This window comes from Prevotella heparinolytica (assembly GCF_002998535.1).
Classification (GTDB): Bacteria; Bacteroidota; Bacteroidia; order Bacteroidales; family Bacteroidaceae; genus Bacteroides; species Bacteroides heparinolyticus.
Window position 1 is genome coordinate 2,260,351 of record NZ_CP027234.1, and the last position, 20,497, is coordinate 2,280,847.

General features: G+C 48.4%; 19 protein-coding genes and 2 pseudogenes. 9 read left to right on the forward strand and 12 right to left on the reverse strand.

Features of this window, described 5'->3' with window-relative positions:
• The first annotated feature begins 103 nt into the window (after positions 1-103).
• The 5 genes from C3V43_RS09145 (at position 104) to folK (ending at position 3,574) form a co-directional block, all read left to right on the forward strand.
• Positions 104-349: a DUF3098 domain-containing protein gene (locus tag C3V43_RS09145; protein WP_106069546.1), complete on the forward strand. Its 246-nt coding sequence runs from the start codon at positions 104-106 to the stop codon at positions 347-349.
• Entirely contained in the window at positions 349-1,239 is an 891-nt protein-coding gene (locus tag C3V43_RS09150; protein ID WP_106069547.1) for an undecaprenyl-diphosphate phosphatase, read from the forward strand. Before C3V43_RS09145 ends, C3V43_RS09150 begins: the two co-directional genes overlap by 1 nt.
• A gap of 2 nt (positions 1,240-1,241) precedes the next feature.
• Positions 1,242-1,952, forward strand: coding sequence for a tRNA pseudouridine(55) synthase TruB (gene truB, locus C3V43_RS09155; RefSeq protein ID WP_106069548.1), 711 nt, complete (start codon positions 1,242-1,244; stop codon positions 1,950-1,952).
• An 80-nt stretch (positions 1,953-2,032) separates the two neighbouring features.
• Positions 2,033-3,091: a tRNA preQ1(34) S-adenosylmethionine ribosyltransferase-isomerase QueA gene (gene queA, locus C3V43_RS09160; protein WP_106069549.1), complete on the forward strand. Its 1,059-nt coding sequence runs from the start codon at positions 2,033-2,035 to the stop codon at positions 3,089-3,091.
• 15 nt (positions 3,092-3,106) lie between these two features.
• Positions 3,107-3,574, forward strand: coding sequence for a 2-amino-4-hydroxy-6-hydroxymethyldihydropteridine diphosphokinase (gene folK / locus C3V43_RS09165; protein WP_106069550.1), 468 nt, complete (start codon positions 3,107-3,109; stop codon positions 3,572-3,574).
• A gap of 138 nt (positions 3,575-3,712) precedes the next feature.
• Here folK and C3V43_RS09170 read toward each other — a convergent pair whose 3' ends face one another.
• Entirely contained in the window at positions 3,713-4,405 is a 693-nt protein-coding gene (locus C3V43_RS09170; RefSeq protein ID WP_106069551.1) for a DUF6266 family protein, read from the reverse strand.
• 422 nt (positions 4,406-4,827) lie between these two features.
• Between C3V43_RS09170 and C3V43_RS09175 the strand changes: the two genes are divergently transcribed.
• Entirely contained in the window at positions 4,828-5,235 is a 408-nt protein-coding gene (locus tag C3V43_RS09175; RefSeq protein WP_106069552.1) for a site-specific integrase, read from the forward strand.
• Between the two features lie 282 nt (positions 5,236-5,517).
• Here the strand turns inward: C3V43_RS09175 and C3V43_RS09185 are convergent, their stop codons facing one another.
• The 7 genes and pseudogenes from C3V43_RS09185 to C3V43_RS14940 all read right to left on the reverse strand — a co-directional run.
• Positions 5,518-7,866, reverse strand: a complete 2,349-nt coding sequence (locus tag C3V43_RS09185; RefSeq protein WP_106069553.1) for an AAA family ATPase — start codon at positions 7,864-7,866, stop codon at positions 5,518-5,520.
• Positions 7,863-8,285 carry a restriction endonuclease subunit S gene (locus C3V43_RS09190; protein ID WP_235655832.1) on the reverse strand — a complete coding sequence of 141 codons (423 nt, stop codon included), beginning with the start codon at positions 8,283-8,285 and terminating at the stop codon, positions 7,863-7,865. The genes C3V43_RS09185 and C3V43_RS09190 overlap by 4 nt, the downstream gene beginning before the upstream one ends.
• 67 nt (positions 8,286-8,352) lie before the next feature.
• A complete protein-coding gene (locus C3V43_RS09195) occupies positions 8,353-9,441 on the reverse strand; it encodes a restriction endonuclease subunit S (protein WP_106069554.1) in 1,089 nt (362 codons plus the stop codon).
• Positions 9,434-11,347: an HsdM family class I SAM-dependent methyltransferase gene (locus C3V43_RS09200; protein ID WP_106069555.1), complete on the reverse strand. Its 1,914-nt coding sequence runs from the start codon at positions 11,345-11,347 to the stop codon at positions 9,434-9,436. The genes C3V43_RS09195 and C3V43_RS09200 overlap by 8 nt, the downstream gene beginning before the upstream one ends.
• A gap of 1 nt (position 11,348) precedes the next feature.
• Entirely contained in the window at positions 11,349-11,552 is a 204-nt protein-coding gene (locus C3V43_RS09205; RefSeq protein WP_106069556.1) for a helix-turn-helix domain-containing protein, read from the reverse strand.
• Between the two features lie 138 nt (positions 11,553-11,690).
• A pseudogene (locus tag C3V43_RS09210) lies at positions 11,691-12,194 on the reverse strand (site-specific integrase); the annotation flags it as partial.
• A pseudogene (locus tag C3V43_RS14940) lies at positions 12,184-12,339 on the reverse strand (helix-turn-helix domain-containing protein); the annotation flags it as partial. The pseudogenes C3V43_RS09210 and C3V43_RS14940, both read right to left, overlap by 11 nt.
• 457 nt (positions 12,340-12,796) lie before the next feature.
• On the opposite strand from C3V43_RS14940, the gene metK reads away from it, so the two are divergent.
• From metK to C3V43_RS09235, 3 genes are all read left to right on the forward strand, one after another.
• Positions 12,797-14,089, forward strand: coding sequence for a methionine adenosyltransferase (gene metK, locus C3V43_RS09225; protein ID WP_106069558.1), 1,293 nt, complete (start codon positions 12,797-12,799; stop codon positions 14,087-14,089).
• Between the two features lie 169 nt (positions 14,090-14,258).
• Positions 14,259-14,474, forward strand: a complete 216-nt coding sequence (locus C3V43_RS09230; protein ID WP_106069559.1) for a DUF4160 domain-containing protein — start codon at positions 14,259-14,261, stop codon at positions 14,472-14,474.
• 27 nt (positions 14,475-14,501) lie between these two features.
• Positions 14,502-14,918: a DUF2442 domain-containing protein gene (locus C3V43_RS09235; protein ID WP_106069560.1), complete on the forward strand. Its 417-nt coding sequence runs from the start codon at positions 14,502-14,504 to the stop codon at positions 14,916-14,918.
• Between the two features lie 80 nt (positions 14,919-14,998).
• On the opposite strand, the gene C3V43_RS14695 is transcribed toward C3V43_RS09235, so the two are convergent.
• From C3V43_RS14695 to C3V43_RS09255, 4 genes are all read right to left on the reverse strand, one after another.
• A complete protein-coding gene (locus tag C3V43_RS14695; RefSeq protein ID WP_164996236.1) occupies positions 14,999-15,274 on the reverse strand; it encodes a hypothetical protein in 276 nt (91 codons plus the stop codon).
• A gap of 207 nt (positions 15,275-15,481) precedes the next feature.
• Positions 15,482-16,012 carry an HU family DNA-binding protein gene (locus C3V43_RS09245; protein WP_106069562.1) on the reverse strand — a complete coding sequence of 177 codons (531 nt, stop codon included), beginning with the start codon at positions 16,010-16,012 and terminating at the stop codon, positions 15,482-15,484.
• A 416-nt stretch (positions 16,013-16,428) separates the two neighbouring features.
• Positions 16,429-19,128: a fimbrillin family protein gene (locus tag C3V43_RS09250; protein ID WP_129588745.1), complete on the reverse strand. Its 2,700-nt coding sequence runs from the start codon at positions 19,126-19,128 to the stop codon at positions 16,429-16,431.
• A gap of 239 nt (positions 19,129-19,367) precedes the next feature.
• Positions 19,368-20,465: a fimbrillin family protein gene (locus C3V43_RS09255; RefSeq protein WP_106069564.1), complete on the reverse strand. Its 1,098-nt coding sequence runs from the start codon at positions 20,463-20,465 to the stop codon at positions 19,368-19,370.
• Positions 20,466-20,497 lie beyond the last annotated feature (32 nt).

Below are 20,497 nucleotides of genomic sequence, written 5' to 3' on the forward strand. Positions count from 1 at the left end.
TCGGCGTTTACAACCGGCCTCAACACCCGAAGGACTTTTAAAGGCAAGAGGCAACTTGCACGAAACAATGAACCGTAAAACCGTATAATAGTAAAGACATAAAATGAGTAAAGAGAAATTCGCTTTTGATAAGACCAACTTTATCCTGCTTGCCGTGGGCATGGCGGTGGTAATCATCGGTTTTCTTCTGATGACCGGCCCTGCATCTACGCAGGCTGCTTTCGAGCCGGACATTTTCAGCGCAAGACGCATCAAAGTGGCTCCGGTGGTTTGCCTTTTGGGGTTTGTATTCATGATATACGCCGTGCTGCGCAAGCCTAAGACCAAGAAAGAGGAGGCTGAGGACTGATGGGAGACTTGAGCATATTCGAGGTGATTGTCATCGCCATCGTCGAGGGGCTGACGGAATTCTTGCCGGTATCTTCCACCGGACACATGATAATTGCGCAAAACCTCTTGGGAGTGGAGAGCACGGAATTTGTCAAAGCCTTTACGGTCATCATTCAGTTCGGCGCCATTCTTTCGGTGGTGTGGCTGTACCGGAAACGTTTTTTCCGGCTCAATCCCGTCAAGGTGTTCGATGCTGAAGCAACCGCCGGGAAAGGAACATCCGCAAAACTCGCTATATGGGCCAAGCGTTCCTTGCAGAAGTTCGATTTCTACTGGAAGCTGCTGGTGGCATTTATCCCTGCGGTAGTTCTGGGCTTTTTGTTCAGCGACAAGATAGACCAACTGCTCGAAAGCGTGACGGTGGTTGCCGTTATGCTGGTCGTGGGAGGCGTGTTCATGCTGTTCTGCGACAAGATATTCGATAAAGGCAGCGAAAACACGGTGCTGACCGAGAAGCGTGCTTTCAACATCGGCCTCTTTCAGTGTATTGCCATGATACCGGGTGTATCCCGTTCCATGGCTACCATTGTGGGCGGCATGGCACAGAGGCTGACCCGCAAGCAGGCGGCCGAGTTCTCGTTCTTTCTGGCTGTTCCCACCATGTTTGCCGCCACCGCCTACAAGATGCTGAAACTGTTTCTTGACGGCGGAACGGAAATCATCGTCAACAACATGCCGGCCTTGATAATAGGCAATGTGGTGGCCTTCGTGGTGGCCTTGCTTGCCATCAAGTTCTTCATCAGCTTCGTCACCAAATACGGCTTCAAGGCATTCGGCTGGTATCGCATCGCAGTGGGCGGACTGATATTGATTATGTTGCTGACCGGGCATACACTGGAAATAATGTAAGCATGGATTTCAAAGAAGGAGAAGTATTGTATTTCAATAAGCCGTTAGGATGGACATCGTTCAAGGTTGTGGGACATGCACGCTACCACATCTGCCGGCGGATGAAAGTGAAGAAGCTGAAGGTAGGACATGCCGGTACGCTCGACCCGCTTGCCACGGGTGTGATGATTGTCTGCACGGGCAAGGCCACAAAAAGAATCGAAGAGTTCCAATATCATACCAAGGAGTATGTAGCCACCATACAATTGGGTGCCACCACTCCCTCATACGATTTGGAACATGAGATAGACGCCCGCTACCCCACGGAACACATCACCCGCCGGCTGGTGGAGGAAACCTTGAAGAAATTTATCGGCGAGATAGAGCAAGTGCCTCCCGCATTCTCGGCCTGTATGGTGAATGGCAAACGCGCCTACGACCTTGCCCGCAAAGGCAAGGAGGTGGAGCTGAAGCCCAAACTGCTGGTCATCGACGAGATAGAGTTGCTGGAATGCAACCTGCCCGAAATCAAGGTGCGGGTAGTGTGCAGCAAAGGAACCTATATCCGCGCCTTGGCCCGCGACATCGGCCAAGCATTGGAGAGCGGGGCGCACCTCACGGCTCTTCAACGTACCCGTGTGGGCGATGTACGCATAGAAGACTGCCTGGATCCGCTCGATTTCAAGGAATGGATAGACGCACAAGAAATTGAAACAGAAGAAAAGAACCAATAGAATTATTAACATCGTGCCGTAGCTTCACGCTTCACCGCCACACAAGCATATCGGCACATTAGCACACATATATATATAATATGAAACTGTCGCAATTTAAATTCAAGCTTCCCGAAGAGAAGATAGCTTTGCATCCCACGAAGTACAGAGATGAATCGCGCCTGATGGTATTGCACCGCAAGACAGGTAAAATCGAACACAAGACATTCAAGGATATCCTGAATTATTTCGACGACAAGGATGTATTTGTCTTCAACGACACCAAAGTGTTTCCCGCCCGTCTGTACGGCAACAAGGAAAAGACCGGCGCACGCATCGAAGTGTTTCTGTTGCGCGAGCTGAACGAAGAGTTCCGGTTATGGGATGTGCTGGTAGACCCCGCCCGCAAAATCCGTATCGGCAACAAACTTTATTTCGGCGAAGACGAATCGATGGTGGCCGAAGTGATTGACAACACCACTTCGCGCGGACGTACGCTCCGTTTCCTCTACGACGGCCCGCACGATGAATTTAAGAAAGCCCTCTATGCGTTGGGCGAGACACCGTTGCCGCACAGCATCATCAACCGCCCCGTGGAAGCGGAGGATGCCGAGCGTTTCCAATCCATCTTTGCCCGCAACGAAGGGGCGGTAACGGCACCTACCGCCAGTCTGCACTTCAGCCGCGAACTGATGAAACGCATGGAGATAAAAGGCATCGATTTTGCCTACATCACCCTGCACGCAGGATTAGGGAACTTCCGCGACATCGACGTGGAAGACCTCACCAAGCATAAGACCGATTCCGAGCAGATGATTGTGAACGAAGAAGCCGTAAAGACGGTGAACCGTGCCAAAGACATGGGAAAGCAGGTATGCGCCGTAGGAACCACCGTGATGCGCGCCATCGAGAGTACCGTCAGCACGGACGGACATCTGAAGACATACGACGGCTGGACAAACAAATTCATCTTCCCCCCTTACGACTTCACCGTAGCCAACGCCATGGTGTCCAACTTCCACATGCCGCTTTCCACCCTGCTGATGATTGTGGCCGCTTTCGGCGGATACGACCAAGTGATGGAGGCCTACGACGTAGCATTGAAAGAAGGCTACCGCTTCGGCACCTACGGCGACGCGATGCTGATAACCGATAGGTGAAAGTAGCGGTTAGTGATGTACTTTTTTTTCAGTCTCGGCACTAATCTCGGCGATAAGGAGCAGAACCTGCTTCTTGCCGTGCAGAAGATAAAGGAGAAGATAGGGAAAATTCTCTCCCTGTCTTCTTTCTATGCTACTGCCCCGTGGGGATTCACCTCGGAGAACACCTTCCTCAATGCCGCCCTTTGTACGAAAACCGCCTTCCGTCCGTTGGAAGTATTGAGAATCACGCAAGAGATAGAGCGTGAGATGGGGCGTGCCCGCAAATCGGTGAATGGCGCGTACAGCGACAGAGTGATAGACATCGACCTGCTGCTCTGCTTCGAATCCGACGGTACGCCCGTCGTGCTCGATACCCCCGAACTGACGCTCCCCCATCCGCTCATGCAGGAACGCGACTTCGTGATGAATCCGCTAATGGAGATTGCGCCTGAAGTGACCCTCCCCCGCAGTCGGAACAGTCGGTTGACAAGGTCGTTTTAAGATAATTTTCGGAGTGCGCAGGCGGCATGTGCCGCTCCCGGATATGGCCGAAAAGCGGGAAGCCGCATATCGAAAATGCCGCTTCCCGCTTCAAAGTCCGGCTTTCAGGCCGGATTGGGAGAAATGCCCGTTCCGTGTTTATCCGAGCGGGTTCTCGCCTCCTCCCGGTTCGCTGCCCGACTCTCCACCGCCGCCGCTTTCAGCGTCGTTTTTCAGGCAAGTGCTGTTGGCCACGCTTCGGCCATCTTCACTTCGGAAACCGAGGTACACAGCCAAGGCATCACCGCTCCATGCCGCAGGCAGGTCCAGTTGAGCCTTGCCGACCGAGCGTACGGCAGCATCGATGTCATACATGGCCTCACCCTTTTTCTTGTTGTAGACCAGCAACATGGCGCGGTCGGTGGCTTGCGCGTCGCCTGTTCCGCTGTTGTCCGTCCAAGTGTACATCACCTTGTTTCCGGTTATGGAAGCTGTGGGATTCACCGCTGTCGTCAGGCTGCCCCGTGTCAGCAATACCTTGTCATAATCTATGGCTAAGGTATCTTTGCTGCCGGTCATCGCATTTTTCATGATGTATGACATCGCTGCATTGTATTCCGATTGTGTTTTTGCATACCCCTTGTAGCCGAAGCGTATGAAAGGCGTCATCGTTTTCAGGAAATTATTCGCTATGATGAATTTGGCTCGCTGGTGCCGCTGCTTTTCCGTGTTCGCGTCTTTTATCTTCAAGGCCAATGCCCTCATGTAGCTGGTGCCTTTCCAGTTACTGCCTATCACGGTGCCTACTTTTCCCGAAAATCCTCCGAGAATTCCTCTTGTAATTGTTCCCATTATTAAAAAGTTTTTTGTGTTAATAAAAAGTTTGTGTTGCCGAGGTGGGGATGCCCGAGAAACTTCTGCAGCAATTTCCTTACCTCCTCCGTCCGGCGTGTATCGGTGTTTGTGTTTCCGTTACGCCGGCAAAGATATGACGCATATTTTTCTCCCGCAAATGAAAAAAGGCAAAAGCGTTCAACAAAATGTTTTTTTGGATTCCATGCACAGCAAATAAAAGCCTCTCCCACCTTCGAAAAAGTGGATATGCACTTTTATCATCTCCGTGTTTACTTCTTGTCCATAGCGAGCATATCAACACGAACATGACAAGAACATGACAAGAACATGGTAGGACGAAGAGATGGCATTATAACCCTCCGAATATTTTTACAGATTTTAAATGAAAGAGTAGCGCACTTCAGGATGACGCAGGGGATATATGGCTTAAATTTAGAAGGCAAAAGACAAACACCCTTTGTCGGGTAAAACTTCTACCTCAAGTCGTTGCTCTGCTTGATACATATAGCTCAGATGAGCGGGACACGCTTTTGCCGAATATCAGCTACGAGACCTATCGTTTCCTCCTGAAAACCCTGCAACTGAGAGCAGTAATTGCCATACCCTTGACCACACATGTAGGCCGGCATTCTTTCGGTACGCCGGTATTAGAAGCCGGTGTTCCGATAGAGAATATTGCCAAAATGACGGGACATGCATCAATTGCCAGCACACAAATCTATGCTCAAATCACAGACCGGAAGATTTCAACGGATATGGACAGACCTATAGAAAAAAGTGCAAGACCAAATGAAAATAAAAGCAATTTCCTGCATGATACCCAATAGAGTTATGTAATTTTGCACTCGAAAAAGATGGTCTCACATGTGCTATATGAACAAGATAAAGGAAGCATTGAAAGAAGAATGAGCCAAACGGAACTGTCAATTCGTTTGGGGAAAAGCTTTAATATGGTCAATCTTTATGTTACCAACAAGCATCAGCCCTCATTGCCAACTCTCTACCAAATATTTTATAGTGCCCTGTCTCTCCGCAAACAAGGGGGCAAATCAACGAGTTACGTGATCTACACCCTTTATTGCACCAAAAAAATACAAGGAGAATACTCATTACTCCTTATTGCTTACTCCTATGCTCTCAAGAAAAGCATTGTATTGATCTGGATCTTTTGTTTTGATAGCCCCCAGTATATACTGGGCACATTTCTTTATTTCAGCATGATCAGATATAGACATTCCTCTCTCTATTAATCCCTCGAGGTGAGAAAGTTCGTTATCTATACGATCTATAGTAGTAGCCTCACATCCATTAGAGAAGAAACGCTTCATCTTCTTATGGAGGCAATTTATCTCGTTATCAGGGTATTTATAGTAAAGATACGCCTCCAAAAACTTACGTGCATTATTCCCAAAGTTGTAGAATAGCTCATGATTTTCACTTTCGGTAGCTTGACTACATTTGTGGATTTGGTGAAATAAGTAATTAAACTCTGTCACATGCTCTTTCATATACTTAGGCATGCTTCGTAGACAAGACTGATCGCCTTGCCGTTCAATCAAAAACCATGCACGTTGTTTGCTTGTATGTATGCGTTTGAGATAGCGTAAGAAGTCAAGATTGTGCGTAGATATAAAGAGCTGACTCCACTGCTCCTTTGCTACTACCTGCTGGTCTATTAAGGAGAAGACAAAGAAGACATGATTTGCATCTAAACTTGATATCGGGTCATCTATCCAGATCATTGGCTTTTCTGAGACAGTATTAACATCACTGAGTTTAGCGACGAAGTAAGCAAAGGCAATAAGATTTCTCTCCCCCTCACTAAGATTATAAGCTTTCTTGTCTTGCCTGAACACATCAAAATAAATACCCTCTTTGTCTTCTTTCTTTACTGATCTTAGTTCAATAAATCGATGCCCAAAGTAGTTCTGAAGAATCTCATTTACCCTTCTTGCCCCTTCTTCTTCGTTTTGGCGGAGGCGTTCCTTGGCTTTTACTTCGTATTCAAGTGTACGAATATCCGATTCTTTCTGCTCTTTGAGAGTTTTCTGCTCATTAGCGATACGCTCTTTTTCTGCAATCGTAGCCAACGTATTAGAATATCCAATTTCTTCTTTAAAGCGAGCGACCTCGCTTAGACGGAGTTTTATTCGATTTTCTGCCTGCACTTTGCTTAAATTGCTACCATACAGACTAGCACTCTCATTAAGATTTTGGATGCGTTGATATATTGCCCCTATGGCTGTGAAATCAAAGGTATATTCTGTATAGGCAAGAGTTGTGTGAATGCTTTCTTGTTTGCTCTTTAATTGTTGGAGTATACTTTCTAAGGTAGAGATGAGATTTTTTCGGAAAATATCCATGTCTTTATTTATCCCCTCTAGCTCATTCTTAAAACAGGGATAATAGTTACTTGGTGAAACTTTGTAGAGTTCTTGAGCTATCTGAATACTATCATTTATCCACTTAATAGCTTTTTCTATACTTGACTTTAATTCCTTTGTTGCCTCATCATAATGGCGTTCTAAAGTTGCCCATCGAGACTCTGTAATTGTTCCCCCGCAGAAAAAACAAGTATCCCTATCTCTATGCAATTCACAACCTTCCTCCACCCATTTGTGAGCCATAGCATTATGAACAAGTTCCTCTATCTTATTTGAAGCTAAGATTTGTTGTTCTACAATGCTTTTTACTCTTGTATTGATTTCTTCAAAGCTAGGAAATACGACTTCATTTATGCTAGGTATCGGCCTCAGTTCTTCTTTCAATGAGGCTTTTAGTTCATCAACTTGCTCATTGGTAAGGATATCTTCCTTTTTAACATGGGTTAAATCATCCTTGAGCTTTTGGGTTGTATAATTTTGATCTCCATATACTTCTGGCTGGTACTTAATTCCAACATCTCTTGCAAGAGCTTTATTTTTCAATCTCTGTTCTAGACTATTCTGTTCATCTTGATAGTTTTTATGTGCAGTGTTATAGGCATTAGTTATCTCAAATTTCTCTCGATAAAGTCCTGTCTCGTTTCCCTCTTCCGACGAGCCTAGTTTTCCCTTGATTTTCTGAATCTCTTGCTCTATCTCCACATTTCCACCTAAAACGGCAAATGGTGCAACTCCTTGCTCTGGAGCATTGATAAAGAGTAGATTTTCTCTAACAAAATCTTCGTTGAATACACGGACGGGATAAGATAAGTTCTCCAAGGTGTTTTCATCAACAGTACTCTTATCATTCATTTCAAACTTGAAAGTTCCGCCCTCATATTTCTCGAGTCCTGCCCTCACTTCAAATGCACGAAAAATCCGAGAAATCGTAGTCTTTCCAGAGTAATTCCTCCCCCAAAAAATGTTTATGTCTTCCAGGACTACTGGCTTTCCTTGAGGACCTACGACATTCTTATCCCATTCAAAGTCTTTGAAGACCCCAAGGTTGTTGATTTTGAGAAACTTCTTAATCATACATTTATTGAATTTAGATATGTTCTGAGTACATCATACTCCATCACACGCATAGTTTGCTCCATATAGGCGTAGTCGGGGATACCGTCTGCTTGGGAGGGGAGCATAATGATTTGTCGCTTCATACGTTGGGCATTGAATTTATAGCCGTAGGCATATTTACTGCGTTGCTGAGCAATGGCGGTGGAGAGATAAAGGAGAGTATACTTATTGTTGGCGTCTTCATCTTTCCAGCGTACACGTTTTACATCGTCAGAGAAGAGGGCTTCGTAGGGATGATAGAACGAAAAGCCAACACTACCATTGTAATTCACGCCCAAAACCTCTTTGTCAATGCTAGCATTAGCATTGTCTACGAACTCTGTAATACCATTGCACACTTCAGAAGCTCCAACAAAAGGGCGATTACCTATTGTCATATCAGCCTTGGTAAGCCTTACCCCATTAACAATATATAGAATATCTTCCATAAAGAAAGGTCTCATTTTACCCCCCCCCCATTAACATTTGTTTGCATTTGTTGCAATTGAAGTAGCGCAATGCATCGCTAAGTGTATCTTGATCTACTTTCTTCATAAAAGCGGACATAAATTCCCAGTCAGGCGTACCATCGGCTTGGATAGGGAGCATCAGGCGTTCTCTTGAAATGCGTAAATCATTTATCTCTCTATTGAAACTGTATTTCTCGGAAAGTCTACTAATAATAGGAAGCATAAATAGGTAAGCATACTTGTCTATTCCTTCCTTTTGGAGCGATGTTACATGGTCGCTTGCAACGAACTCAAACTCTTGAAAGAATGCATTTCCAACACTTCCACTATTGGCAAGGCTTATGCAATCAGAGAAAATACGTACCCGTTCCCTATTACCAACGAAACCATCTATTCCATTGTTCATAGCTGTGGAAGATACATAAGGAGTAGTTCCTTCTATATGGTCGCCTTTCTTTAATCTTTTACCTCTTTCTACACGAGTGAAGATGTCTGAGAAATAAAACTCTCTCCATTCCCTGTCTTCCAATGCACCAAGGCTTATGATATGCTCAAGTAGTTGTGCTTCCAGCTTGGGGCGAACTTCTGATAAAAGTTCGTCCTCTACCTGCTTCATAAAGGCTTCCATAAAAGCCCAGTCGGGTAGATGATTGGTATCAACAGGCAAAAACAACTTTCCTCGTCTTAGGCGAGTTAAGGTTGCACCATAACTTCCCCAACTAAACTTCTGAACAAGTATCTTGATTACTCTAATAACGAATAGAGCATTATACTTATTAAGCTGAGGATGTCTTACGACCTGAATATTCTGCCCAGTATAAAAAGGAAAAGATTGATAGAATACAGTTTGGGTGTCAAGTCCAATAGTGATAACATTAGCTTCATCCATCAAGAAGCAAGCCTGCTTATCAATAAAGCTATCTATTCCATTATTATTTTCACTACGAGTTATGTAGGGGTTATTGCCAAGTATACCTGTAAGTCGTTTCTTATCAATACTACTACTCGTTGATGAGATATCAAAAAGATCCCCAAAGACAAATTCCCTCCACTCCCTATCAGTCAGTTTTAACTTCTTACTCATCGCCTGCAGTGTTTTCAAAGAGGTAGCCTCTTCCGTGGGTAATCATATTGAACTGAAAGGTAAGATAGTCTGCCATCGTTTTGCGGAAATCTTCCTCGCTCGGGATTTCATCATTAAAATAGTAGAACGAATGCAACCATTCGTCCTCTGGTTCAATCGTAGTTTCCACGCAGAATTTACTTTCTGCTTCTATTTTTCCATTCCATACATCAAGAAGATGCTGTTTGCGGTCTTTGGCAGTGCCATTATCCACTAACCCCACGTGCTTAGCTACAATGAAACCATCGTCCTCGAAGTTGATGAACTTGCACTTCTTCTCCTTAGGGTGTGGCACGCCTGCCGTAAAGATGGCGATACAAGGATTTGTACCGACACCGTAGAAGGTATTATTATTGAGCGTTATCACCCCTTCGAGTGTGTGGTGTTTGAGGATATTACGCTTGATGGTTTTCTCAGTGGTGGTCTTACCTGTAACAGAAGACTGAGGTATAATGACAATTGCCTTTGCATCCTCGCTTAGGGAATCAAGCAAATGTTCAGTAAAAGCGATCTCGTACTTATCAGGATCGTCTTTACTCCCCTGTGAATAAGGAGGGTTCATCATTCCGACTGTGCAGTGCATCTCTTTTTGAAGCTTACTCGCAGACTCAGCAAGGAAATCGAAGTTGTGCAAATTGCTCTTGCCATCACCACGCAATATCATATTGGTTGTAGCAATAGTAAACATGTAGTCTTGTAGTTCAATACCCATCAATTGTTCTTTGCGTATAGAGCGTTGAAGGTCTAAACAGTCTGTCTGTTGTAACATTGAGTGCATAGCTGCAATGAGAAAGCCTCCTGTTCCACAGCAAGGGTCGAGTACTCTGTCTGAGGTTTTCAACCCTATCAAGTCGCAGAATAGTTCTGTAATATGTCTTGGAGTAAGAACTATTCCCAGATTTTGCCCATCCTTACCCGAGTAAGCCATAAACTCCCCATAAAACATGCCTAAATAATCATCCGCGGACTGAGAATAAAGGATAGAACGATGAATACTCTCTCGTAAAAATTCGGTATATTCACGTAGGAGTGTTTTCTTGCTCTTTGGGTCTTTATCGTTAATCTTACGATTATCTCTAATGACTGCAAACTGTACCAAAATCTTATCCCTCTTCGTAGTGGGCGAAACATTAGCACGAGTAAGATTGGCTTCGATGGCATCATATATTTTTTTGCCATCGGATTTAACCGTATCGCCTGTAAGTTCGTCAATGGAAAATCCCTTAAAGCTTTCCTCTCGAAGCGCTAACAAAATCCCTGAAACCACAAGCGGTTTCTCTTGATTGGTCAGACCTCCTTTCCAAAGCATCTCGTGCAGCGTTTCTGCGTCTTTGAGTATCTCGGCAGTAGTCTTTTCCTCCTCGCTTTCTTCTTGTAAAATCTCACGATGGTAGTAACGATCAATATTATCTTCATTGAAAGAGATAAAGGTTTCTACATCTGCCAACTCTTTAGGATAAAGACTGTCATCCAAAAAGATTGGGGTAATACGATGACGTTTTTCATCTCCAGAAACACCAATAGCAATGACTTTCTTGTAATTCGTATGTTGAATTATATGCCGTCCATAGTGTAACGCACCATTTACAGCATACCCCTGTTTACTTGCTATGTCTTCAAGGAGATTATTATCCTTATCTCGTTGCTCGTGACAAACAATGTTGGCTTTATTCTCGATGACTAATACAAAGTCTTTTACGACCCCAACAAACTCTGGCTTACCTACTTTTCCTGATTCTGCTTTAGAGGCAGTTTTCAATGCTTTCTCTATTTCAGGAATATCTGAGCTTTGGTAGCATAAATCTATATGAGCCGACTTCAGTAGCTCATATACCCATATATCTGTTTGTGCTTCTTTCTTTGCCATTTTACTTTACTAATTCTTTGGGTGAAACATTGAGTAAGTCTGCCACTTTGAAGATAATAGCAAGGTTAGGTTGCTTTCGGTTGCAAACGTAAGCGTTGGTGATGCTGAAGCTCATGCCCAATTCTTTGGCGAGCCACGTTTGGGTGATGCCTCGCTTCTTCAAATGCTCCTTGATGAGGTTGCTATGCTCTTTTTTCTGTTCCATTGATTTTTTCTATATCCGTTACAGATGCAAATATATGAACTTATACAGAATACAATGAATATAAATTCAGCTTTAACACTGTGGAGAAACGTTTTTCGTTTTGACGAAGACATTGTCGACCTACAAGAATATTGGAAATCCCAGCAGGACATATTTAGGCGTAACCTCATCTATGCGCTCATTACCTTTGTAATAAGTTTGGCACACAGGTTCATCAATCCCTGCCATTTCTGCCAATTCTTTAAGATAATCGTTCATCTTCTGATTGGTAATCACTAGCAGTACCTTATCATTTTCAAACACCACATCCTTATACTTATCAAGAATTGCCTTACTGTGATTGTTCAGTTCGATAATCAAACTATCGGAAGTCTTAACCGTTGTAACTTCAATATGGTCGCCTTTAATATCACTTCTGCGGAGATTGAATACATCCGAATAGCGCAAACCTGTGAAGCATTGGAAGAGAAAGACATCACGCAGATAACTAACATAATCATTCAAACCTTGCTCGTCAAAGAACTCAAAGGTAAGTGCTTTACGAAAGTTGGTCAAATGATTCTTCACTGCTGCAAATTTCTCATACGTGGAATCCGTCCAGTTGTTCTGTCGCCCACAATCTTCTACGAAATCACCAAACACCATTTCGGCTGACATAACTCTCCTCCAAAATTCGTTGCTGGTCAGACAATCGATAAAGTATCTTCCCAGCAATCTGCGTGTAGGGGAAAATGCATTTATCCCGATAGTCCTGCAAGGTGCGGGAAGAGAGGAACAGCCTTTCGCAGGCTGTAATAACCAAATTTTCGTCCAAAGGCAATGCCGAAAACGGAGTAATAAAATATATGCTTGGAGCGCTATTTCCCGTGCCGAAAGAAATGCCTATAATCAGATTCGGCTATTCGGCTACAGGTAATATCGTTATCAAAGACAAAAAAAACGTACTTTCTATTGAAAACAGATACATCGTATACCTAAACGATTGGCTGTTTATGAAAGATGGCAACCCTCTTCTTTGTTTATAGAATGTTAATACCGCTTGCAGAAAGAGGAGTTTGAGAAGAAAGCATTATCTTTGCGCCCATAAAATGATATGTGGAAAGATTTGAGTAGCTTGCAACCACAGAAAAAAATGCTAAAAACACATCCTTTTCTGACGGCTTCCTGCCCGGCGCATCTGCTCATTGCCCACTTCCACCTCTCATTGAACCATCAATTATCAACCATTAATTATCATTGAAGAAATGGGCTATTTATTCACATCCGAATCGGTGTCTGAAGGACACCCCGACAAAGTGGCCGATCAAATATCGGACGCTGTGCTTGACAAACTGTTGGCTTACGACCCCAGTTCGAAAGTAGCTTGCGAAACACTGGTCACTACCGGACAGGTGGTGCTGGCGGGCGAAGTGAAAACAAAAGCGTACGTTGACCTGCAACTCATCGCACGCGAAGTAATCAAGAAAATCGGCTATACAAAAGGCGAGTATATGTTCGAGAGTAACTCGTGCGGCGTGCTGAGCGCCATTCACGAGCAAAGTCCCGACATCAACCGGGGCGTGGAACGGCAAGACCCCATGGAACAGGGAGCCGGAGACCAAGGCATGATGTTCGGCTATGCCACCAACGAAACGGAAAACTACATGCCGCTCTCGCTCGACCTTGCTCACCGCATCTTGCAGGTGTTGGCCGACATCCGTCGCGAGGGCAAGGTGATGACCTACCTCCGCCCCGACGCCAAGAGCCAAGTAACCATAGAGTACGACGACAACGGAACCCCCGTCCGCATAGACACCATCGTGGTTTCTACGCAGCACGACGACTTTGTGCAACCTGCCGACGAGAGCGAAGCCGCACAGCTGAAGGCCGACGAGGAGATGCTTGCCGTCATCCGCAAGGACGTCATCGAAGTGCTGATGCCGCGCGTCATCGCCTCCATCCATGCCGAAAAGGTGCTGGCATTGTTCAACGACCGCATCACGTATCACGTCAACCCCACCGGAAAATTCGTCATCGGCGGGCCTCACGGAGATACCGGACTGACGGGACGCAAGATTATCGTAGACACGTATGGCGGCAAGGGTGCTCACGGCGGCGGCGCTTTCTCCGGGAAAGACCCTTCGAAGGTAGACCGCAGCGCGGCGTATGCGGCACGCCACATTGCCAAGAATCTGGTGGCCGCCGGCGTGGCGGACGAGATGCTGGTGCAGGTGTCGTATGCCATCGGCGTGGCACGCCCCATCAATATCTTTGTAGATACTTACGGCCGCAGCCACGTAGGCATGAGCGACGGTGAGATTGCCCGGAAAATAGACGAACTGTTCGACCTCCGTCCGAAAGCCATCGAAGAGCGCCTCAAGCTACGCAATCCCATCTATCAGGAGACGGCTGCCTACGGACACATGGGACGCGAACCGCAAACCGTGGTGAAGCACTTCCGCAGCCGCTACGAGGGCGACAAGGAAGTAGAGGTGGAACTCTTCACTTGGGAGAAGCTGGACTATGTAGACAAGGTGAAGGCGGCATTCGGCCTTTGATAGGCGTTAGGGATTAGACGTCTACCACCTACCGTCTGCTCACCGCTGATTACTGCTGCCGTTGCCTCCACCAGCCGGTACTTGCGGCACACTTTGAAAAAGATTGCCAAGCGCTTGTAGGGATAAATTTTATCCCTACTTTTGTTTTGTGTAACTAAAGAGATGAAACATGCCTACTATCTTTGAGATATTTGGACTTCGGTTCTTTTTCTTTTCAGAAGACCACACTCCAATTCACGTACACGTGGTAAAAGGAGATGACGATGCAAAGATTCAAATCGAACCCGAGATCAAATTAGTATATAACCACGGGCTGAAAGCAAAATACTTAAAGCGGGCTTTGGAACTTACTGAGATGTATAGAGACGATATCATAGGAAAGTAGAACGAATATCACTAAAACAAGGAAAATATGGAAACAATTAAGGGTGTTTGGTTTGAGAATGAGAGGATTTACATGCTTTCAAGCGACGATAAGGTATACAGTCGTCCTTTAGAGGCTTTCCCTTTATTAAAGGACGCTACCGAAAGCCAACGTAAACGCTACACCTTAGAGATGAGGGGCGAAGCGCTCCGCTGGGCTGAATTGGATGAGGATATACACATATCGAGCTTTTATGACACGGAAGAACCTATGTACGACAATGAGGTGGCAAAGATATTCAATCATTTTCCGCAACTGAATGTGTCCGAGGTGGCACGCAATTTGGGTATAAACAAGAGCCTGCTCTCTAAATATATTTACGGTATAAAGAAGCCGAGTGAGGAACGGATTAACCAAATCAAGGAAGCTTTGCATGCATTGGGTAAAGAACTGGCTGCTGTATAGTCTCCAAAAACTGTGCCGATCATCCACATAACTTTTCGTCAAAGTTAAGTTTTTACCTCTCTCTACCCTTTCATGCTTAATCACTTACCGCTGATTACTGCTGCCGTCGCCTCCACCAACCGGTACTTGCGGCACACCTCGCGGATGATTTTCTGCGGGATGTCCGTCACCATCGGATGCGTCATTCCGTCTTCGCCGGTCACGTGCCGGAGGGGCAGTTGCGGGTATATGGCGTGCAATAGCAAGGCCGAGCGGTCGTAGGCTGTAAATGAGCTTTTCGTCATGTCGATGTTTATCAGGCAGCTCTTGCGGAATTCAGCCGCCCGTATTCTTTTGGTAATTCGATAGGGAGCCATGGGTAGTAGTGTTTAACGGTTAGTCGATGAGCGGTGAACGGTGAGTGATGAGCGGTGAGTGGCGAACGGTTAACGATAAGTGATGAACGGTGAGTGATAAGTGGTGAGCGCTGTTCGTGTGGCTTTGAAGCTTTCTGTTTTTCACTCACCACTCACTAATCGCTCACCACTGACAACTAACAACTAACCACTAACCGCTAACAACCACTAACCAAGCGGATTCTCTCCCTGGCCGCCCGAGCCGCTGCCGCCGCCTGTACTGCCGCCCGTGCCGCCCGGTGCAGGCGTCGGCAGTCCTTTGGCTTTGCGGTAGTCCGCCAACGAAGCATAGTTGATTTTATTCTCAAGTACGCCGCTATTCTCATAGCTGATGCCTTGCAGAGTTCTCTCACGCAGCTCTTTGGCGGGGGTGAAGACGATGCGGGGCGATTTTATCATCTGCCCGGCATTGAACTTGTCGATGTCTTCCACGCCCTCGCTCTTGAAGGTGAGGCGGAATGTACCCATGCCGGGCACGTTCACCGTGTGACCCTGCTGAAGCTGTTGCGGAATGAAGGCTGCCAGCAGCTCCATGGCCGCCTCCATCTCGATGGGCGCCGTGGTAGTGTTCTCCGTGGCGGCACGGGTCAGGGCTTTCTGCGCCAAGGGTTTTGCACTGTTGGGCGTGGCATACCATTTGGCAGGTTCGCTTTTCTTTTGCGGATTTTTCTTCCGCACTAATTTGTAATTTACACTCATAGTTCGATCTCCTATTTGTTAAATGGTTAATAAAAATATATTACATCCTTTCGGATGACTCTCTTTCTTCGGTTCATACCCCGCGATGACATACGTATGTCGTTGGCGGTGACATACGTATGTCGTGCGTGACGAGACACGTATGTCTTGCCTCATGAGATACGTATGTCATGACCGTTGAGATACGTATGTCACGGGCAGGTAGATACGCATACCGCAACCGGGTTTGTATATGTTTCATTGTCAGCATAATACGCACATACAAAGTCGTTATTTCCGTATCATCGGAGCATCCTGTTTATGAGATAACTCTCTTCTTCGGACGGCATACACCGATAAATTTGCTTGTTACCTCAGATTGCACGATAACAAAATAATCCTTACAAATAATAATTGATGCGGTCGCTTCGCTCCTTTTATTCTTGGCATGGCCTCACCCCGAACCCACGGCTACGGTAGTAGTTGTACAGTGGCCCTACGTAGTTCGAGCTCAAATACAAACGCCACCCATAGTGCAGATTGTACGGCACTGCCAACCAATAGAAGCCACCGTTCTCCACATCGTACAGCGTGGCAGAATTTTCGTCTCGCAAGCCCAAAGCTGGGAAAAAAACGGTATCACCTGTCTTATTCAGGCCACAGTAGAAGTTCCAACCCTTATTCCATGGCAAAAGTACATTGAATTGGGATTGGTTGTTTGTATTATCTCCCGTTGTAGTAAAGCCCGTAAAGCCATTGCCTGGCGGTAATATGTAACCCACAGGCGAGGGATCGTAGACAGTCTTTACTATCGGATTGTTGTTCGCAGAATAAATGTTATTGTCTCCACTCCAAAGGTTGGCATAGGTATTATCCATAACTCCGTTTCTACAAAACATGCCGGGATTGGTGATACCTGATATGATGCAAGCATTGCCTGTGCCAAAATATTGAGCAGGCGGATTGGATACAGAAGCAGTACCTACCTCATTGTACCACGTTTTATTGATATTTCCCGAAAGCCCCCCTACGAACGGGTCTTTCCGCCCCCACTGATAGTACGTGCTGTTACCAATGTATATTATTTCTTTCGCTTTCTGTTTCACGGTCACCGTCTCTGTCGTTCCCGGATATCCTTGGGTAGTTTGTTGTTTGAAGCGTACCTTCACCTGCCTTTCAGCATAGTTCTCCCTCTTCTCGTCGCACCAGCCTATGTTCACGGGCAGAATGGTGTAATGATGGTTCTGGAAGTTGGTAATGGTCTTCAAGCCTGTCCCCGGCACATAGTCCGTCACCCAGATGTGCCAGCTCCAGAGTATGGTGTTGGATGCGTCACGCACCGCCACCACAGCATTGCCCTGCTTGATGGTGCTTTGCGCCACCGTGAACGTCAGGAATCCCCCCGACAGCCCCACACCAGTCACAAGGTCCTGCTCGTCCTGCCACACGAGTGTGGCATTGGCAGGCGTGCAGCCCGCATTGCTGCCTATATAAGGATTGGTAATGGCATTTCCCAGGTGGTTGATGAAATTCACCAGCACATTGGCCCCGCTTGCCGTGGAGGTATAGGCCGAGGCATTCGTGCTTCCGTTCTTGATTGCGTTCCCGTACACCAGCGGCAACCGGTACGTACCCGGCGCGTTCACCACGTAGCAGTTGGCCGTGTTCTGCACGGCGTCCGCCCCCGTGGCGTTCGAGAGGTTCCAGTTCGTCTTCGGCGATGCAGCCCGCAGGTTGTCGTTGTTGGGCTCGTACATCACCTTCACCTGTGCCGCGGCCGTGGCCTGGTGCGCCGCCGGGGTGTTACCCCCGGGCCCGCTTTCGGTGAACGTCGTCAGCCACGCCGGTTTGGTGCTGCTCCAGTTCAGCCCGTTGTCCGTGGAGTATTCCACCGTCCACGCCATGGGTAGCGTCTTTGTCGCGTCTCCCGGACGTGTCACCTCCAGGTAGCTGGATACGGTGTAGTTCTGCGTGCCTCCCGTATGCTCGAAGTCACCCGGGGCGATGACGTTCAGCCTCGGCACCACCGAGATGCTCGACGTGCTGATGCGGTAGGTCACCGTCTTGCCCATAGGCCATGCCTTACCCGCTATGCTTGCCGTGAGCGTGCGCTGCGTGTTCGTAAGCTTGTCGGTGTAGACAACTTCCAGTTGCGCACCTGCGGGCAGCGTCTGCGGTATCATCATGAACGTTGCCGCCGGCTGCGTGATGGGTGCCCCCAACACGTTGGGGTCGGGCGTGGTCACGTTCAGCGTCTGCGCAAAATCCCTTGTGGTCGAGTGACCGCTCCACGCCGTCTCCCCTATGCGGTGCGTAGCCGTGCCGTACACCCCCTTCAGCGTTATCTTCGTCACCGTACCCGGCAGCAGCGGGTTGCCCGTCTCGAAGCGCACGGCCGTCAGCGCGTGCCTGAATGTCAGCGGCGCAGGCGCGTGCAGCACCCCCGCCACGTCCACCGACGAGGCCGTCAGCAGGTCGGTCTGGGCAGCCACGGCCGCCGGAACGGTGTAGCTGAACGCCGGTGCTCCGGGCGTGGTGATGCCCGTGGTCAGGGTAACGCCCGCGCAGTGGTGAGGGGCGTAAGCGAAGAAAGCCACCCGCTTGTTCGTGCCCGGCCAGTAGTAGGTCGTCGCCCAGCTTTCCGACTTCTTCACCTGCGTGTCGAAGAAGTAGTTAGGGGCGACGGTGTTGTTCCACGTGTCGGTGGACGGATATACGGCCGCGAACACCGTGGCGTCGGCATGCATGGTGGCGGTTGTCACCGGGGCGCCCTTGGTGGTTGCGCCGCCGCTTTCCCCGGCAACGCCGGCGCCGGCTTCCCGCGCCTCATCCGTGGCGATGCCCTCTTCCGTCAGGGTGTGCAGGTACAATTCCTGCCCGCCGTCCGACGTCTCCCCACCGATGGGGGTTATCTCCAAGTGCGGCACGCTGTCGGCGGAGGCACGCGTGGTTGAGGGGGCGTCCCCCGCCCCCTGCAATGCGGTCACGGCAAACCCGATGGACGCCCCCGCACGGTGTCCGGTTTCATGTTCGTCCGAGCACGCCGCAAACAGCAGGGCGGACAGCAACAGGCCGCCCGGCAACAATCGGGAGGCCGTGGCCGGGCGGATAAATCTCATAGTTACAATAGTTCTCATAAGCAAAGTTTATTTAGCGATTAGCGTTAATTAGCGGTCAGTTGATTAGTGGTTAACGGTCAGTGGTCAGTGATTAGTCGATAGCGCAGCCTGCTGACCGCTCATCGCTAACCGCTCACCGCTATATTACGTGCGGACGTCGGGGGACGGAGGGCTTGCGCCCTCCCCGGCCGCCTGTATCGGGCCGGTCCAACCCCCGCCGTCCTTCGGTATGTGGTGTGACGCCCGTAACACGAGGATTACAGGCCTATCTCCTCTTCGGGCTGGTTGTCCCACTCGTCAACCGTAACGGTGAACTTGATGGCACCGCCCAATACAGGATCGCCGCCCGTGCCCGGGTTGGGGTCCACGTTCGGGTCTACCGGATTGTCGGGGTTCGTGGGATTCGGGTCTATGTTGCCACCGCCGCCGCTTCCGAGGAAATTCAGCGTGTAAGTGTACTTCTTACCCGGCAGCCAGTTCGTCCCGACGGGCACTGCCGCATAGGCGAACTTGTCCGCCTGGGGAGGGAAGATCTGCGTCAGGTTGCCCCCGTTCTTGCTCGAAATCCGGCAAAGCACGGCGATGTAGGCACCGTCGGCGCCGCTCCCCTTCGTCCAAGGCGTAAGCTGCTGGGGAATCATCAGGAAGTTGCTCTTGGTGATGTTCTCGGCGTCCGAAGTGAGCGTGAATTCGGAGTCGAGGTTGGTAGCGTAGTCCTTCGCTGTGCCGGGAACCGTCCAGTGGCTGGAGGGCAGCGTGCCCGTCACCACCGTGGTGGGGAAGGTGAAGTTGGCCGTGGAGGACACGTGACCCAGCTTCACGCCAAGCACCTTGATCTCATATGCGGTGGTGTTGGCCGACTTGGCCTTCACCTGTATCTGGGAGAGGATGTGCTTGAACTGCAGGGCAACGCCGGAAGTCTCGTTGGCCGCTTTCGTTCCCGTGGCGAAGGCCACCACGACGTCTTTCTGGTCGGCAACGGCCGGTGCGGGCGAGAAGTTGTTGATGGCGCGCGCCGTGGGACTCACGGCAACGGTCGTCACGTCGACCGGGGAGTACGCGAAGAAGTTCAGCGTGCCCGTGCCCGGCCAGTAGTAGGTCTGCGCAGTGCTCCAGACGGAACCGGCCTTGTTCACCTGCAGGTCCGTGAAGAAGTTGGCAGCCGCACCCGCCAGGTAAGAGCTCACCTTGAACTGCGAGATGTTGGCCGTGGTGATGACAGGGCCGCGCGTCACGTTGCCAACGCTGGGGCGGAATTTGATGCCCGCGCCGTTGTCCAGGCCCGTGGTCTCGTCCTGCGAGCAGGAGGCAAGGGCAAGAAGACCCATTGCCAAATACAATACATTCTTTTTCATGTCTTTAATCGTTTAAATTGATAATTGATAAT

Coding starts and splice junctions, on each gene's coding strand:
- C3V43_RS09185 (WP_106069553.1), bottom strand. CDS start 7,866: ATGATTAAGAAGTTTCTCAAAATCAACAACCTTGGGGTCTTCAAAGAC.
- C3V43_RS09145 (WP_106069546.1), top strand. CDS start 104: ATGAGTAAAGAGAAATTCGCTTTTGATAAGACCAACTTTATCCTGCTT.
- C3V43_RS09150 (WP_106069547.1), top strand. CDS start 349: ATGGGAGACTTGAGCATATTCGAGGTGATTGTCATCGCCATCGTCGAG.
- folK (WP_106069550.1), top strand. CDS start 3,107: ATGTACTTTTTTTTCAGTCTCGGCACTAATCTCGGCGATAAGGAGCAG.
- C3V43_RS09205 (WP_106069556.1), bottom strand. CDS start 11,552: ATGGAACAGAAAAAAGAGCATAGCAACCTCATCAAGGAGCATTTGAAG.
- truB (WP_106069548.1), top strand. CDS start 1,242: ATGGATTTCAAAGAAGGAGAAGTATTGTATTTCAATAAGCCGTTAGGA.
- queA (WP_106069549.1), top strand. CDS start 2,033: ATGAAACTGTCGCAATTTAAATTCAAGCTTCCCGAAGAGAAGATAGCT.
- C3V43_RS09235 (WP_106069560.1), top strand. CDS start 14,502: ATGGAAACAATTAAGGGTGTTTGGTTTGAGAATGAGAGGATTTACATG.
- C3V43_RS09230 (WP_106069559.1), top strand. CDS start 14,259: ATGCCTACTATCTTTGAGATATTTGGACTTCGGTTCTTTTTCTTTTCA.
- C3V43_RS09170 (WP_106069551.1), bottom strand. CDS start 4,405: ATGGGAACAATTACAAGAGGAATTCTCGGAGGATTTTCGGGAAAAGTA.
- C3V43_RS09250 (WP_129588745.1), bottom strand. CDS start 19,128: ATGAGAACTATTGTAACTATGAGATTTATCCGCCCGGCCACGGCCTCC.
- C3V43_RS09245 (WP_106069562.1), bottom strand. CDS start 16,012: ATGAGTGTAAATTACAAATTAGTGCGGAAGAAAAATCCGCAAAAGAAA.
- C3V43_RS09195 (WP_106069554.1), bottom strand. CDS start 9,441: ATGAGTAAGAAGTTAAAACTGACTGATAGGGAGTGGAGGGAATTTGTC.
- C3V43_RS14695 (WP_164996236.1), bottom strand. CDS start 15,274: ATGGCTCCCTATCGAATTACCAAAAGAATACGGGCGGCTGAATTCCGC.
- C3V43_RS09200 (WP_106069555.1), bottom strand. CDS start 11,347: ATGGCAAAGAAAGAAGCACAAACAGATATATGGGTATATGAGCTACTG.
- C3V43_RS09255 (WP_106069564.1), bottom strand. CDS start 20,465: ATGAAAAAGAATGTATTGTATTTGGCAATGGGTCTTCTTGCCCTTGCC.
- C3V43_RS09190 (WP_235655832.1), bottom strand. CDS start 8,285: ATGACAATAGGTAATCGCCCTTTTGTTGGAGCTTCTGAAGTGTGCAAT.
- metK (WP_106069558.1), top strand. CDS start 12,797: ATGGGCTATTTATTCACATCCGAATCGGTGTCTGAAGGACACCCCGAC.